Origin of the sequence: Micromonospora sp. WMMD754 (genome assembly GCF_049315235.1) — a bacterium.
Taxonomy (GTDB): Bacteria; Actinomycetota; Actinomycetes; order Mycobacteriales; family Micromonosporaceae; genus Micromonospora; species Micromonospora sediminicola.
The window spans coordinates 3,391,602-3,405,378 of record NZ_CP186058.1 but is presented as its reverse complement, the minus strand read 5'-3'; the positions used below and the strand labels follow the sequence as shown (position 1 = coordinate 3,405,378).

At 73.8% G+C, this 13,777-nt stretch carries 14 protein-coding genes; 7 read left to right on the top strand and 7 right to left on the bottom strand.

The window, feature by feature from the left end:
* Positions 1 to 32: 32 nt before the first annotated feature.
* From ACN27B_RS16585 to ACN27B_RS16570, 4 genes are all read right to left on the bottom strand, one after another.
* Complete coding sequence (locus ACN27B_RS16585; RefSeq protein ID WP_098743375.1) at positions 33 to 992, bottom strand: VWA domain-containing protein; 960 nt, start codon at positions 990 to 992, stop codon at positions 33 to 35.
* Positions 989 to 2,050 carry a DUF58 domain-containing protein gene (locus ACN27B_RS16580; protein ID WP_099162184.1) on the bottom strand — a complete coding sequence of 354 codons (1,062 nt, stop codon included), beginning with the start codon at positions 2,048 to 2,050 and terminating at the stop codon, positions 989 to 991. The genes ACN27B_RS16585 and ACN27B_RS16580 overlap by 4 nt, the downstream gene beginning before the upstream one ends.
* Positions 2,047 to 3,096: an AAA family ATPase gene (locus ACN27B_RS16575; protein ID WP_091580527.1), complete on the bottom strand. Its 1,050-nt coding sequence runs from the start codon at positions 3,094 to 3,096 to the stop codon at positions 2,047 to 2,049. Before ACN27B_RS16575 ends, ACN27B_RS16580 begins: the two co-directional genes overlap by 4 nt.
* A gap of 192 nt (positions 3,097 to 3,288) precedes the next feature.
* Positions 3,289 to 3,813 carry a hypothetical protein gene (locus ACN27B_RS16570; protein ID WP_281591013.1) on the bottom strand — a complete coding sequence of 175 codons (525 nt, stop codon included), beginning with the start codon at positions 3,811 to 3,813 and terminating at the stop codon, positions 3,289 to 3,291.
* Positions 3,814 to 4,135: 322 nt separating this feature from the next.
* Here ACN27B_RS16570 and ACN27B_RS16565 point away from each other — a divergent pair, with 322 nt between their 5' ends.
* The gene (locus ACN27B_RS16565) at positions 4,136 to 5,128 is read left to right on the top strand and encodes an endonuclease/exonuclease/phosphatase family protein (RefSeq protein WP_422740950.1); all 993 of its coding nucleotides are present in this window, start codon (positions 4,136 to 4,138) and stop codon (positions 5,126 to 5,128) included.
* Positions 5,129 to 5,138: 10 nt separating this feature from the next.
* On the opposite strand, the gene cimA is transcribed toward ACN27B_RS16565, so the two are convergent.
* Complete coding sequence (cimA, locus tag ACN27B_RS16560; RefSeq protein ID WP_396822942.1) at positions 5,139 to 6,737, bottom strand: citramalate synthase; 1,599 nt, start codon at positions 6,735 to 6,737, stop codon at positions 5,139 to 5,141.
* 315 nt (positions 6,738 to 7,052) lie between these two features.
* On the opposite strand from cimA, the gene ACN27B_RS16555 reads away from it, so the two are divergent.
* From ACN27B_RS16555 to ACN27B_RS16540, 4 genes are all read left to right on the top strand, one after another.
* Positions 7,053 to 7,613, top strand: coding sequence for a peroxiredoxin (locus tag ACN27B_RS16555; protein WP_099162188.1), 561 nt, complete (start codon positions 7,053 to 7,055; stop codon positions 7,611 to 7,613).
* Between the two features lie 2 nt (positions 7,614 to 7,615).
* On the top strand, positions 7,616 to 8,146 hold the full coding sequence (locus ACN27B_RS16550; RefSeq protein ID WP_091580544.1) for a carboxymuconolactone decarboxylase family protein: 531 nt from the start codon (positions 7,616 to 7,618) through the stop codon (positions 8,144 to 8,146).
* 162 nt (positions 8,147 to 8,308) lie between these two features.
* Positions 8,309 to 8,773 carry a PRC-barrel domain-containing protein gene (locus ACN27B_RS16545; RefSeq protein ID WP_396822940.1) on the top strand — a complete coding sequence of 155 codons (465 nt, stop codon included), beginning with the start codon at positions 8,309 to 8,311 and terminating at the stop codon, positions 8,771 to 8,773.
* 60 nt (positions 8,774 to 8,833) lie between these two features.
* The gene (locus ACN27B_RS16540) at positions 8,834 to 9,565 is read left to right on the top strand and encodes a tyrosine-protein phosphatase (RefSeq protein WP_172967838.1); all 732 of its coding nucleotides are present in this window, start codon (positions 8,834 to 8,836) and stop codon (positions 9,563 to 9,565) included.
* An 86-nt stretch (positions 9,566 to 9,651) separates the two neighbouring features.
* Here ACN27B_RS16540 and ACN27B_RS16535 read toward each other — a convergent pair whose 3' ends face one another.
* Together ACN27B_RS16535 and ACN27B_RS16530 are read right to left on the bottom strand one after the other, a co-directional pair.
* Entirely contained in the window at positions 9,652 to 10,749 is a 1,098-nt protein-coding gene (locus ACN27B_RS16535) for a branched-chain amino acid aminotransferase (RefSeq protein ID WP_099162189.1), read from the bottom strand.
* Positions 10,750 to 10,938: 189 nt separating this feature from the next.
* On the bottom strand, positions 10,939 to 11,970 hold the full coding sequence (locus ACN27B_RS16530) for a 3-isopropylmalate dehydrogenase (RefSeq protein ID WP_422740949.1): 1,032 nt from the start codon (positions 11,968 to 11,970) through the stop codon (positions 10,939 to 10,941).
* Positions 11,971 to 12,190: 220 nt separating this feature from the next.
* Between ACN27B_RS16530 and ACN27B_RS16525 the strand changes: the two genes are divergently transcribed.
* Complete coding sequence (locus ACN27B_RS16525; RefSeq protein ID WP_422740948.1) at positions 12,191 to 13,063, top strand: FAD:protein FMN transferase; 873 nt, start codon at positions 12,191 to 12,193, stop codon at positions 13,061 to 13,063.
* A 333-nt stretch (positions 13,064 to 13,396) separates the two neighbouring features.
* Entirely contained in the window at positions 13,397 to 13,753 is a 357-nt protein-coding gene (locus ACN27B_RS16520; protein ID WP_172967839.1) for a hypothetical protein, read from the top strand.
* Positions 13,754 to 13,777: the final 24 nt, after the last annotated feature.

Below are 13,777 nucleotides of genomic sequence, written 5' to 3'. Positions count from 1 at the left end.
TGTCGTGCCGTCGTCCGGTCGTGGTGTGCGGGTCAGGGCAGCCGGGAGAACCACCGCAGCGACCCGGCGGCGGCGCCCATGGCCAGGACCAGCCCGAGCCCGATGAAGCGGGCCGAGACGTCCTGCCGTTCCGTGCGGTAGCCGACCGACGTGCCGATGTCCTCGTAGACGTCCTTCAGCTCGGCGGTGGTGGACGCCTCGTGGAAACCGCCGCCGGTCTGGTCGGCCACCGCCTTGAGCGTCTGCCCGTCCACCGGCACCTGGATCGCCCGGCCGCCCCGGTCGACCGAGCCGCCGGGCGTGCCGAAGGAGATCGTGTGCACCGGCACCTTGGCGGCGACCGCCTGGTCGGCGGCCTCCATCGGGTCCATCCCGGAGGTGTTGGCGCCGTCGGAGAGGATGATGATCCGGGCCGGCGGGGGGTCCTTCGCGGCGGTGGCGTCCAGGCTCTTCACCGCGCCCAGCGAGGTGCTGATCGCCTCGCCGATCGCGGTCCCCTGCACGCCGGTGATCCCCTCGGCGAGCCGTTCGATCCCCTCGTGCAGCGCCTCCCGGTCGGTGCTCGGGGGCACCAGCACCGCCGCGCTGCCGGCGAACGCGACCAGGCCGACGTTGAACTCGTCGGGCAGCCCGTCGACGAACTTCCGGCCGGCCTCCTTGGCCGCGGTCAGCCGGTCCGGGTCCACGTCGGAGGCGAGCATCGAGGTGGAGACGTCCACCGCGACCATCACGGTGGCCCGCTCCCGGGGCACCCGCACCTCCGCCTCCGGCCGGGCGAAGCCGACCACCAGCAGCGCCAGCATGGCGAGGAAGAGTCCGGCCGGGACGTGTCGTCGCCAGGCCGGCCGGCGCGGGGCCACCCGGTCCAGCAGGCGCAGGTTGGTGAACCGGACCGCGTAGCGGCTCTGCCGGCGTTGCAGCACGAGATAGCCGGCGACCAACGCGGCGACGGCGAGCAGCAGCCACAGGCGGGCGGGCGACTGCCAGGTCATGCGGCACCTCCCCGGGCGCCGGCCGGCGCCGTCGCCAGCCGGCGCTGCTCGTGCACGTGCCGGACGACATCCGCGCACCAGTCCCGGTCGGTGCGCAGCTCCAGGTGGGTCGCGCCGGCCCGGCGCAGCGTGCGGCGGACCTGGTCGCGCTGCTCAGCGGCGGCCCGCGCGAACCGCTCGCGCAGGGCCGGGTCGCCGGTCCACACCTCGCGGTGGCGACCGCTCTCCGGGTCGACCAGCGTGATCAGGCCGACGTCCGGCAGTTCCAGCTCGCGCGGGTCGGTCACCTCCACGGCGAGCACCTGGTGCCGGACCGCCAGCCGGCGCAGCGCGGCCGCCCAGGGCGGCGGCGGGCCGTCCGGGTCCTCGGGCAGTTCGTCGAGGAAGTCGGAGACGACCACCACGAGGCCCCGGCCGGTGGCGACCCGGTGCAGGCCGTCCAGCCCGTCGGCGAGGCCCGGCGCGGCGCCCGCCCGGGCGCCGCCGGCCGGACCGGCCGCGCGCGGGTCCGGCCCGTCGTCGGTACGCGGGGCGCCGAGCAGCGCACGGAGCAGCCCGAGCAGATGGGTACGCCCGCTGCGGGCCGGGAACCGGCGCAGCCCGTCCGGGGCGAGCACCTGGGCGCCCAGCCGGTTGCCGACCCCGGCGGTGAGGAAGCCGACGCAGGCCACCGCCGCCACCGCGAGTTCCCGCTTGTCCAGCGCCGCGGTTCCGTACTCCATGCTGGCGCTGGCGTCGACGACCATCCAGGTGGTCAGCTCCCGGTCGGCGTCGACCTCGCGCACGTGCGGGACGGTGGTGCGCGCGGTGACCGCCCAGTCCATCCGGCGGACCTCGTCCTCGCCGGGGCGGTACTCGCGACTGCCGGCCGCCTCACTGCCGGGCCCGGGCAGCAGCCCCCGGTACCGGCCGTGCAGCAGACCGTCCAGCCGCCGGGTCACGGTCAGCTCCAGTCGGCGTACCCGCTGGTCGGGAGCGAGGTCGGCGAGGCCGGGAGCGGCGGCGCCGAGATCGGGCCGGGCGGGCGCGGGCGGGGCGGGGACGGCCCGGCGGGTCATGCCGCCGCCAGGTCCGGCGCCGCCTCCGCGGGTCCGGTCACCAGCCGGGGTGGGGGCACCGCCTCGACCAGCCGGCGCACCACGTCCTCCCCGGAGATGCCGTCGGCGACCGCGTCGAAGGAGAGCACCAGCCGGTGCGCCAGCACGTCCACCGCCAGGTCCCGGATGTCCTCGGGCAGCACGTAGTCCCGGCCGTGGATCAGGGCCTGTGCCCGGGCCGCCGCGACCAGACCGAGCGTGGCCCGGGGGCTCGCGCCGTACGCCAGCAGCGGGGCGACGTCGGGCAGCCCGAACCGCCCGGGGTCGCGGGTGGCGAGGATGAGCCGGACCACGTACTCGGCCAGCGCGTGGTGGACGAAGACGTCGGTCGCGCGGCGCTGGAGTTCCCGCAGCCGGGCCGGGTCGAGAACCGGGCGCGGGGTGGGCCGCTCGGTGCTCATCCGGTAGAGGATGGCCAGTTCGTCGGCGTCGCTGGGGTAGTCGACCACGACCTTCATGAGGAACCGGTCGCGCTGCGCCTCGGGGAGTTGGTAGACCCCCTCCGACTCGATCGGGTTCTGGGTGGCCAGCACCAGGAACGGGTCGGGCACCGGCCAGCTCCGCCCGGCGATCGAGACCTGCCGGTCGGCCATCGCCTCCAGCAGTGCCGACTGGACCTTGGCCGGGGCCCGGTTGATCTCGTCGGCGAGGACCAGGTTCGACATGATCGGTCCCAGCTCCACGTCGAACGTCTCGGTGGAGGCGCGGTAGATCCGGGTGCCGACGATGTCCGACGGGACCAGGTCGGGCGTGAACTGGATCCGGGCGAAGGTCCCGCCGACCACTGTGGCGAGCGTCTGCGCGGCCAGCGTCTTGGCCACCCCCGGTACGCCCTCCAGCAGGCAGTGACCGTCGGCGATCAGGGCGGTGAGCAGGCGGTCGACGAGCCGATCCTGCCCGACGATCACGCGTTTGACCTCGAAGAGGGTCTGTTCCAGCTCGACGCCGCTCGCATCGGCATCGACCGGGCTGGGCACGCTGGCCAGGGTGTCCGAGATGTCCGTCACGGTGCTTGCTTCCCGGGCCGGACGCGCGACAAACGTCGGATTATCGGCCCCTGTCCGGCCGTCGACGGGCCGGACCGGGAGGACCTCCCCGATCGGGCGGCAACGGCGTGAACCGGCGCTGTGAGGCCCGGACGGACACGGAACACGACATCGACCCCCGCCGGAGCGGGGGTCGACGCGCGGGCGGGTGGGTCAGTTGGCGATCACGATGTGGAACGGCCGGTCCGCGTAGCCGCCGGTGGAGTTGCGGGTCTGCACGAACACTCCGGTCGGCGTCAGGGTCCGCGGCGCGGCCCCGACCTCACCGCCCGGGGGCACGTTCGCCGTGTCGTTCGTGCCGATGGACACGTGGTAGGACTTCGCGGAGACGTTGTAGTCCAGCAGCAACAGGTACTGGCCGGCGAGGACACCCGGCCCGGGCGCGAACTTGGACGAGGAGACGACGTTGCCGGAGTGCTGGAGCAGCGTCCCGTTCTGGGCGACGACCGCCCAGGCCACCGTGCCCGGCGCCGGCGGGGCGAGGGTGGCGCGCAGGGCCGCCTTGGCGGCCCGCTGCTCGGCGGCGGTCACCGGCGGCTGCTGCGGAGCGTTCCGGACGGCGGGCTGCGGGACCTTCGCCTCCGGCTGGGCGGCGATCGCGACGCCTCCGCCCGCCACGGTGAGGGACAGGGCGGCGAGTGCCACCACCGTCGCCTTTCGCTTGAAGAATGTGGCCATGACAGATCTCCCTTTTGTGGACCGTGGTGATACGGCCGACCCGCGAATTGTCGCGCGGGGCGGATGCTTTTCGAGCACGGGCGATCGGGCGCGAACAATTGCGGACCATCGGGTATCCGCGTCGGGAGCGCACCGCTGCTGAACTGGCCTTACTACAGAGAGTCGCGACTTCTCAACCAGGTGGAACCTAGCACCGGAAAATGCGACGGGTCAATAGTTCTCATTGCGTGTCCGCGACCCGCCTGAATGGTGAGTACGCGGCGCTCGACATTCACGAAATTGCTTCACGGGATGCGGCGCGGCGGCCGGTAGCCTGACCGTCGTGATCACGACGGAAGCGCCGACACGCGGTGGCGCCCGGGGCGGGCGATGGGTGACGGCGGCGTGCTGGTCGGCGGCCGCGCCGGTGGCCGCCTGGGCGGTGCTGCGCCTGACCGGGCTGGAGCGGGGTCCGCTGGTGCTGACCACCGCCTTCACGCCGTACGTCGCGGCCCTGGCCTGGGTCGTGGTGGTGCCGGCGTTCGCGCTGCGGCGCCGGGCGCCCGCGGCGGTGGCGACGCTCGCCGCGCTGGCGCTGCTCGGCGCGGTGGCCCCCCGCGCGCTGCCCGACGACCGGCCCCCGGCCGCCGGCCCGACGCTGCGGCTGCTCACCGCCAACCTGCGCCTGGGTTCGGCCGACCCGGCGGGCCTGGTGGAGCTGGTCCGCGCCCGGCGGGTGGACGTGCTCGCCGTGCAGGAACTGACCCCGCGGCTCGCCGCCGACCTGGACCGGCTCGGCCTGGCCACGCTGCTGCCGCACCGGTCGCTGAGCCCTGAGGTGGGCGCCACCGGCTCCGGCCTGTACGCCCGCCACCCGCTGAGCGACACCGGCCACCGGCGCAACCGGGGCTTCTTCTTCACCCAGGCGTACGGGACGGTGGCGGTGCCGGGCGCGCCGCCGCTGCGGGTGGAGTCGGCGCATCCGGCCGCGCCGTACGCGGTCGACGTGGTGCCGGACTGGTGGACCGACCAGCGGGCGCAGCCGCCGGCCACGCCGACCGGCGGGCTCAGCGTGCTGGCCGGGGACTTCAACGCCACCCTGGACCACGCCGCGCTGCGCGACCTGATCGCGACCGGCTACACCGACGCGGCCGACGCGACCGGCACCGGCCTCGGTGGCACGTGGGGCCCGTACGACGGGGATCCGATCCCGCCGGTCACCATCGACCACGTGCTGGTCGACCGGCGGATCGCGGTCCGCGCCGCCGGCACCTGGCCGGTGCCCGGCAGCGACCACCGGGCGCTGCTGGCCGAGCTGCGCCTGCCGGCGGCGTGAGCCCTCCGTCTCAGGCGGGTGCCCCGTCCTGCGCCCGGGCCCGGTCCAGCCCGTACGTGAGCGCGTCGACCAGGGCGTGCCAGCTGGCCTCGACCACGTTGGGGTGCACGCCGACCGTGGTCCAGTCGCGGCCGGCGCCGGCGGTCTCCACCAACACCCGGGTCACCGCGCCGGTGCCGTGGCTGCCCTCCAGGATGCGGACCTTGTAGTCGGCCAGCTCGAACTCGCGCAGCTCCGGGTAGTGCCGGGCCAGCCCCACCCGCAGCGCCTCGTCCAGCGCGTTGACCGGGCCGTTGCCCTCGGCGGTGGCGATCACGCGCTCACCGCGTACCCGGATCTTGACGGTCGCCTCGGAGACCACCGCCCCGTCCTCGCGGTGCTCGACCAGCACCCGGTACGACTCCAGCGCGAACGGCCGGGCCGGCGCGGCGTCCGGCAGCTCCGAGCGGACCAGCAGCTCGAACGACGCGTCGGCGGCTTCGAACGACCAGCCGCCCGCCTCCAGTTCCTTGACCCGGGCGGTGACCGACGACAGCGCGTCCGGATGGCCGGCCAGGTCCAGGCCGAGCTCGCGACTCTTGAGCTCGATGCTGGCCCGGCCGGCCATCTCGGTCACCAGGATCCGCATGTCGTTGCCCACCACGGCCGGGTCGACGTGGTTGTAGAGCAACGGGTCGACCTTGATCGCGCTCGCGTGCAGCCCCGCCTTGTGGGCGAAGGCGGCGGCCCCGACGTAGGCCTGGTGGGTGTCGGGGGCGATGTTGGCGATCTCGGCGATGGCGTGCGCGACCCGCACCATCTGTTCCAGGCAGCCCTCCGGTAGGACGGGCATGCCGAGCTTGAGCTGGAGGTTGGCCACGATCGCGAACAGGTCCGCGTTGCCGGGGCGCTCGCCGTAACCGTTGGCGGTGCCCTGCACGTGCCGGACGCCGGCCTCGACCGCCGCGATGGTGTTCGCCACCGCGCAGGCGGTGTCGTTCTGGGCGTGCATGCCGAGCCGCTCGGGCGCGACGCCGGTGCGCGCGACCAGCTCCTCGATCGCGGCGGTGACCTGGGAGGGCAGCATGCCGCCGTTGGTGTCGCACAGCACGAACCGCTCGGCGCCGGCGGCCAGCGCGGCCTCCACCACCGCGGCGGTGTAGCCGGGGTCGTGGCGGAAGCCGTCGAAGGTGTGCTCCCCGTCGACGAAGACGCGCCGCCCCTGCGCCACCAGGTACGCCACGGTGTCGCGGACCATCGCCAGGTTCTCCTCGGCGGTGGTGCGCAGCGCCCGCTCGACGTGCCGCAGGTCCGCCTTGGCGACCAGCGCCACGGCCGGGGTCCGGGCGTCGAGCAGCCCGCGTACCTGCGGGTCGTCCTCGACCGCCAGGCCGGCCTTGCGGGTGGCCCCGAAGGCGACCAGGACCGCGTGCCGCAGGTCCAGCTCGGTGCGGGCCCGGCGGAAGAACTCGGTGTCCTTGGGTACCGCCCCCGGCCAGCCGCCCTCGATGAAGCCGACTCCGAGGTCGTCGAGCAGGCGGGCCACCGCCAGCTTGTCGACCACCGAGTAGCTGAGCCCTTCACGCTGGGCGCCGTCGCGCAGCGTCGTGTCGTACACCTGGAAGGTCATCGGAGTCCTCTTCTCGTGCCTGGGGGGAGCAACAAAAAGACCCCCCGCGGATGCGGGAGGTCTGCGCGCTCGGCGGAGGGGAAGGCCGGCGCGCTAGCTGCCAATGATCAGGACAGAGCTGGTCACGACGAGCACTCTGCCACCTCCGCCGGTTTTTGGGAGGCGAAATCCACATCCCGGGACGGCCGTGTCGCTGGTGATCGTCTTCACACGGGCGACCACCGCCCACGAGCGGAAACGGCGCTACGGAAGTATCTGGAACTGATCCAGTTACTGGCCGGGCCACCCGCACCCGGCCACTGTCAAGGAGGACCCGTGCTCACTGTCGGTGACCACTTCCCCGAGTACGAACTGACCGCCTGCGTCTCGCTCGACGCCGACAAGGCGTTCGAGACGATCCACCACAAGTCCCACGAGGGCCAGTGGCGCGTCGTCTTCTTCTGGCCGAAGGACTTCACCTTCATCTGCCCGACCGAGATCGCCGAGTTCGGCCGCCTCAACGGCGAGTTCGCCGACCGGGACGCCCAGGTGCTCGGCGTCTCCGTGGACAACGAGTTCGTCCACTACGCGTGGCGCAAGGACCACCCGGACCTGCGCGAGCTGCCCTTCCCGATGCTGAGCGACATCAAGCGCGAGCTGACCGAGGCCTGCGGCGTGCTCGGCGCCGACGGCGTCGCGCAGCGGGCCACCTTCATCGTGGACCCGAACAACGAGATCCAGTTCGCCATGGTGACCGCCGGTTCGGTCGGCCGTAACGTCTCCGAGGTGCTGCGGGTGCTCGACGCGCTGCAGACCGACGAGCTGTGCCCGTGCAACTGGAACAAGGGCAGCGCGACGCTGGACGCCAACGCGCTCCTCGCCGGCGCCGGGGCCTGACGATGGGTCTGGACGCGGTCAAGGCGGCCCTGCCCGACTACGCCAAGGACATCCGGCTCAACCTGAGCTCCACCATCACCACCTCGACGCTCAAGCCGGAACAGGCCTGGGGCACTGCCCTGGCCTGCGCGGTGGCGTCCCGCAACCCGGTGGTGCTGCGGGAGATCGCCGCCGAGGCGGCCGGTCACCTCACGCCGGAGGCGGTCGAGGCGGCCAAGGGCGCGGCGGCGGTCATGGCCATGAACAACGTCTACTACCGGGCCAAGCACCTGATCGGCGACGACCAGTACGCGTCGCTGCCGGCCCGGCTGCGGATGCAGATCATCGCCCGCCCGGGCGTGGAGAAGACCGACTTCGAGCTGTGGTGCCTGGCCGTCTCCGCGATCACCGGCTGCGGCGTCTGCCTGGAGTCGCACGAGAAGACGCTGCGCGCGGCCGGCTTCAGCCGTGACCAGGTGCACGAGGGGCTGCGGATCGCCGCCGTCGTGCACGCCGCCGCGGTGACCCTCGACGCGGAGGCCGCGCTGGCCTGACCGGCCGTACGACCGCCACTCCGAGGGCCGGTGCCGCGAGCCGCGGCACCGGCCCTCGGCGGTTCCGGAGGGTTGGCAAGCCGGCCAACGGGTAGGAATTCGCGGGACAGCATGACTTTCACTCCCTTGACGACTGGGACAGTCGGGACAGGAGTTGCCCCTATGGACAGGCTCGACCCGCACACCACGCACGGCACCACCGACCCGGTACTCGACGGCGGCCAGGGCGCCCACGCCGGCGGCGCGCCCGCCGGCGCGTTCGACCCGTGGCGCTACCGCGACGAGGCCGGGGTGGCCAGCGCGGACCTCACCGGCTACAAGGTGGAGGCCACCGACGGCAGCATCGGAAAGATCGACAAGGCGAGCCACGAGGTGGACGACAGCTACCTGGTGGTCGACACCGGCCCGTGGATCTTCGGCAAGAAGGTCATGCTGCCGGCCGGCACCGTGAACCACGTCGACCACGACGAGCGGAAGGTCCACGTCGACCGGGACAAGGACCAGATCAAGGCCGCCCCGGAGTACGACGAGGCCAACCACGCCGACCCGGCCTACCGGGACAGGCTCGGCGGCTACTACGGCGAGAACCACTCCGCGCTGCCGCCGGACGGCCCGGCCCGGATCTGACACCCGGTGCACGGCCGGCGGGGGCTTCCAGACGCCCCGCCGGCCGTTACCGTGTCAGGGGTGGATGCCCCGGAGACACCCTTCCCCGCGTTGTTCAACTTCCGCGACGTCGGCGGCTACCGCGCCCGCGACGGGCGCACCGTCCGGCGCCGCCGGCTCTACCGCTCCGACTCGCTGCACCGCATCGACGAGACCGACCGGGCCGCCTTCACCGCGCTCGGCATTCGCACGGTGATCGACCTGCGCCGCCCGACCGAGGTGGAACGCGACGGCCGGGTGCCGGCCTACGACGGGCTCGCCTACCGGCACATCCACCCCGAGCACGAGGACTGGGCCGCGCGGCAGTTCGAGTCCTCCGGCGTCAGCCTGGCCCGCTACCTCGCCGACCGCTACGCCGACCTGGCCCGCACCGGCACCGCCGGGCTGGCCGAGGCGATCGGCCTGATCGCCGACAGCGCCAACGCGCCGGTGGTGGTGCACTGCGTCGCCGGCAAGGACCGCACCGGCATCGTCTGCGCGCTGACGCTCGCCGTGCTGGGCGTGCCGGACGACGACGTCGTCGCGGACTACGCGTTGAGCACCGCCGCGTCCGAGCGGTTCAGCGCCTGGGTCCGGGCCACCCTGCCGGACGCGGAGGAGGTCCCACCGCCGTTCCTGGCCTCCCCGGCCGAGGCGATGGAGCTGTTCCTGGCCGAGCTGCGCGCCGGCTACGGCTCGATCGAGGGCTACCTGACCCACGCCGGCGTCACCGAGGCCCAACTGGCCGCCCTCCGCACCCACCTCCTGGAGTGACCCTCCCCGCCCGGTAGGAAGGGGAACGGCCGGCGCCCGTCGGGAGACGGGGCCGGCCGTGATGGTGGGTCGGGCGGTGGGGTGGGTCAGAGGACCCGGGTGACCCAGCCGTGGCGGTCCTCGGCGCGGCCGCGCTGGATGTCGACGAGCTTCTGCCGCAGCGCCATGGTGGTCCGGCCCGGCTCACCGCCGCCGATGAGGAACTCGCCGTCCGGGAAGCGCACGCCGCCGATCGGGGTGATCACCGCGGCGGTGCCGCAGGCGAAGACCTCGCGCAGCCGGCCGCTGGCGGCGTCCGCCTGCCAGTCGGCGAAGCCGACCGGCTGCTCCCGCACCTCGTGCCCGGCCTCGGCGGCCAGGGTCAGGACCGCGTCGCGGGTGATGCCCGGCAGGATCGTGCCGCCCAGCGGCGGCGTGACCAGCGTGCCGTCGTCGTAGACGAAGAAGACGTTCATGCCGCCCAGCTCGTCGACGAACCGCCGCTCCACCGCGTCCAGGAAGACCACCTGGTCGCAGCCGGCCTCGATCGCCTCGGCCTGGGCCGCCAGCGAGGCGGCGTAGTTGCCACCGCACTTGGCCGCGCCGGTGCCACCGGGCGCCGCCCGGGTGTAGTCCGGGGAGACCCACACCGTCACCGGCTTCACCCCGCCGGCGAAGTAGGCGCCGGCCGGCGAGGCGATGACGCAGTAGAGGTATTCGTTGGCCGGGCGCACCCCGAGGAAGACCTCGCTGGCGAACATGAACGGGCGCAGGTAGAGGCTGGCGTCCTCGTGCTCCGGGATCCACTCCTGGTCGATCTCGACCAGCCGGCGCAGCGACTCGACGAACGTCTCCGGCGGCAGTTCCGGCATGGCCAGGCGGCGGGCGGAAGCGGCGAACCGGGCCGCGTTGGCCTCCGGACGGAACATCGTCACCGCGCCGTCGCCGGTCCGGTACGCCTTCAGGCCCTCGAAGATCTCCTGCGCGTAGTGCAGCACCGCGGCGGCCGGGTCCATCGGGATCGGCGCCCGCGCCTCGATGCGGGCGTCGTACCAGCCCTTGCCCTCGGCGTAGCGCACGATCACCATGTGGTCGGTGAACACCCGGCCGAAGCCCGGGTTCGCCAGCAGGGCGGCCCGGTCGGCGGCGGATACCGGCGCGGGATTCGGACGGATCTCGAAATCGAGCTTGTCACCACCGCTCATCGCGCTGACCTCCCTGCGGGTCCCACGGCGTACGGGATCGCACGCCGCCGTCACTGGTGCCAGAAACTTACCCCGAACGGTCGTTCAGCGGATAGTTCCGCCCCGGCACATCGACGATGCCAATCGGCCGGAGCTGGCCCGGAAACGGGTCTGGCGGCCCGGAACCGGGCCGCCACGGGAACGGCCCGGTCAGGCTACGGCGTACCCGGCGAGCCGGTCGCCGACCTCCTCGGTGCGCAGTCGCGCGCCGGGCGTGCGCCCGGCCAGCTCGGTGGCGACGGCGGCGGTGACCCGCGCGGCGGCGTCGGCGTGGCCGAGCTGGTCGAGCAGCAGCGCGGCGGAGAGCACGGCGGCCACCGGGTCGGCGACACCCTTGCCGGCGATGTCCGGCGCGGAGCCGTGCACCGGCTCGAACATCGACGGGTAGCGCCCCTCCGGGTTGATGCAGCCGCTGGCGGCCAGCCCGATGCCGCCGGTCACGGCGGCGGCGATGTCGGTGAGGATGTCGCCGAACAGGTTGTCGGTCACCACCACGTCGTAGCGGGACGGGTTGGTCACCAGGAACATCGCGGCGGCGTCGACGTGCTGGTACTCCGTGGCCACGTCGGGGTGCTCGGCGGCCACCTGGGCGAAGGCCCGCGACCAGAGCGAGCCGGCGTGGGTGAGCACGTTGGTCTTGTGCACCAGGGTGACCTTGCGGCGCTCGCGACGGCCGGCCCGGGCGAACGCGTCCCGGATCACCCGCTCGACGCCGTGCCGGGTGTTCAGGCTCTCCTCGGTGGCCACCTCGGCGGGGGTGTCCCGGTGCAGCGTGCCGCCGGCGCCCGCGTACAGCCCCTCGGTGCCCTCGCGGACCACCACGAGGTCGACCTCGCCGGGCTTGACCGCGGCCAGCGGGCCGGTCACGCCGGGCCAGAGCCGGGACGGGCGGAGGTTGACGTACTGGTCGAAGGCGAAGCGGAGCTTGAGCAGCAGCCCCCGCTCCAGCACGCCCGGCGGCACGGTCGGGTCGCCGACCGCGCCGAGCAGGATGGCGTCGTGCCCGGCCAGCTCGTCGAGGACCGCGTCGGGGAGCACCTCGCCGGTGCGGTGCCAGCGGGCGGCGCCCAGGTCGTACTCGGTCGCCTCGATCCCGGGCAGCACCGCGTCGAGGACCTTGCGGGCCTGCCCGACCACCTCGGGACCGATGCCGTCGCCGGCCACCACCGCGATGCGTGCCACCTGACGCTCCTCACCTCGACGTTCTGCGCAACCGTACGTCGGCGTCCCGGCCCCCGGTACGAGTCTTCCACCATCCGGGACGAGCCGATGCACAGCAGGCTCCCAGCCGGCATTCATGGTGCGGTCATCTCCACTGCTTATGGTCGGGTCGACCGGGTCGACGGGGGTCCGGGACCGGCATCGCCGCACCGCGGCGGCGGCCAGCGAGGGGGCGGGTGTCATGCGGATCGACCAGCGGCGGGCCCACTGGGCGGACGAGCAACCCCGGACCCGCTGGGTCGACCAGACCGCGTTCCACCACCCTCGCCCGGACCTGCGCCTGGGGGCGCGCAGCCACCGGGTGGAGCGGGCCGGCGGCGGCGCGTACGACCGGATCAGCGTCCGGCACACCGTGCACACCTCCACCGCCGAGTACACCCTGCTGATCAACGCGCCCGACTGGCTGGGCCACCGGATCGTCGGCGAGGCGCTCCGGGACGCCGTCGCGGAACTGCGCGCCGTCGACCTCACCTACGGTCCGAACCAGCCGGACAGCCTGGTCTCGCGGCTGCGCCGGGACGAGATCAGCCCCGACTCGTACCCGCCGTTGGCCGATCTGGTGGACCGCTGCGCCGCGATGCGGGCGGCGACCGACGGCTGGTTCGACGCCTGGGCGGTGCCGGGCGGCTTCGATCCCGGCGGCCTGCTCGGCGGCTGGGCGGTGGAGCGGGCCGCGGCGCGGCTGCGCGCCGCCGGCATCCACGACTACGCCGTGCTCAGCGGCGCCGACCTGACGGTACGCGGGCACGCCGCGCACGGCGGACCGTGGCGGGTCGCGGTGCACCACCCCACGGACACCCGCCGGGCGCCGCTGGTGCTGGAGATGACCGCCGGCGCGGTCGGCACGTCCGGGGTCACCGGCCGGCGCGGGCACGTCGTCGACCCGCACACCGGGGAGCCGACCGACCGCCTCGCGGCGGCCACCGTGGTGGGCCCGGACCTGGCCGTCGCCGACGCCTACGCCACCGCCCTGTACGCCGCCGGCCCGGCCGGCCTGGCCTGGTTCCGCACCGGATCGGACTACCGCCCGCTCTTCGTGCACCACCGGCGCTGAGGCGCCACCGCGCCCCGTTCTCGCATCCGGGGTGCGGGCCGCGATCGGCCCCCACGGTCTCGGCAACGACCGTGGGGGCCGGTCAGCGACGAGTGCGCGTGGCTCGCGCATTCGAGGGGTGCGGGCCGACAGGCCGGACGCCCGACCACGCCACCCGAAGACGGGCCGGAAATCGACTCAGCCGGAAACCGCACCGGTACGCTAGCGAATCGACGCAACTCGACGCAAGAGTCTCCACAGCGGACCCTCCGTCACCGTGTCGGCAATCAGCAGGTGGACCGGCGGGGCGGGGCAGAAGTGACGTGGGCCGCCCGGGATGGCACGCTGTCCGCCGTGAGTTTCGATCTGAGCGTGTGGGCCCTGCCGAACGGGGCGACACCGGAGCAGGTGCGGGCGGCGGTGCAGCGATGCCGCGAGGGCCGGCACGGCGAGCAGCACCCGGACCCGCGGGTGGTCGGCTTCTACCGGGCGATCACGGCGAGCTATCCCGACCGTCCCGCCCGGCCGGGCACGCCGTGGGAGGTCGCGCCGCTGCACGCGGCCGCCGACCACGTCGAGATGAACCTGTACCCCACCTGCCCGGACCAGGTCCTGCTGGACATCGAGCGGCTGGCCGGCGAGCACGACCTGATGCTGTTCGACGCGCAGGACGGCTCGGTCTACCCGCCCCCGGCCCGCGTCCGCTCCTGATCCCGGGAACGACGAAGGGCCCGG

Coding starts and splice junctions, on each gene's coding strand:
- ACN27B_RS16585 (WP_098743375.1), bottom strand. CDS start 992: ATGACCTGGCAGTCGCCCGCCCGCCTGTGGCTGCTGCTCGCCGTCGCC.
- ACN27B_RS16580 (WP_099162184.1), bottom strand. CDS start 2,050: ATGACCCGCCGGGCCGTCCCCGCCCCGCCCGCGCCCGCCCGGCCCGAT.
- ACN27B_RS16570 (WP_281591013.1), bottom strand. CDS start 3,813: ATGGCCACATTCTTCAAGCGAAAGGCGACGGTGGTGGCACTCGCCGCC.
- cimA (WP_396822942.1), bottom strand. CDS start 6,737: ATGACCTTCCAGGTGTACGACACGACGCTGCGCGACGGCGCCCAGCGT.
- ACN27B_RS16550 (WP_091580544.1), top strand. CDS start 7,616: ATGGGTCTGGACGCGGTCAAGGCGGCCCTGCCCGACTACGCCAAGGAC.
- ACN27B_RS16545 (WP_396822940.1), top strand. CDS start 8,309: ATGGACAGGCTCGACCCGCACACCACGCACGGCACCACCGACCCGGTA.
- ACN27B_RS16535 (WP_099162189.1), bottom strand. CDS start 10,749: ATGAGCGGTGGTGACAAGCTCGATTTCGAGATCCGTCCGAATCCCGCG.
- ACN27B_RS16525 (WP_422740948.1), top strand. CDS start 12,191: ATGCGGATCGACCAGCGGCGGGCCCACTGGGCGGACGAGCAACCCCGG.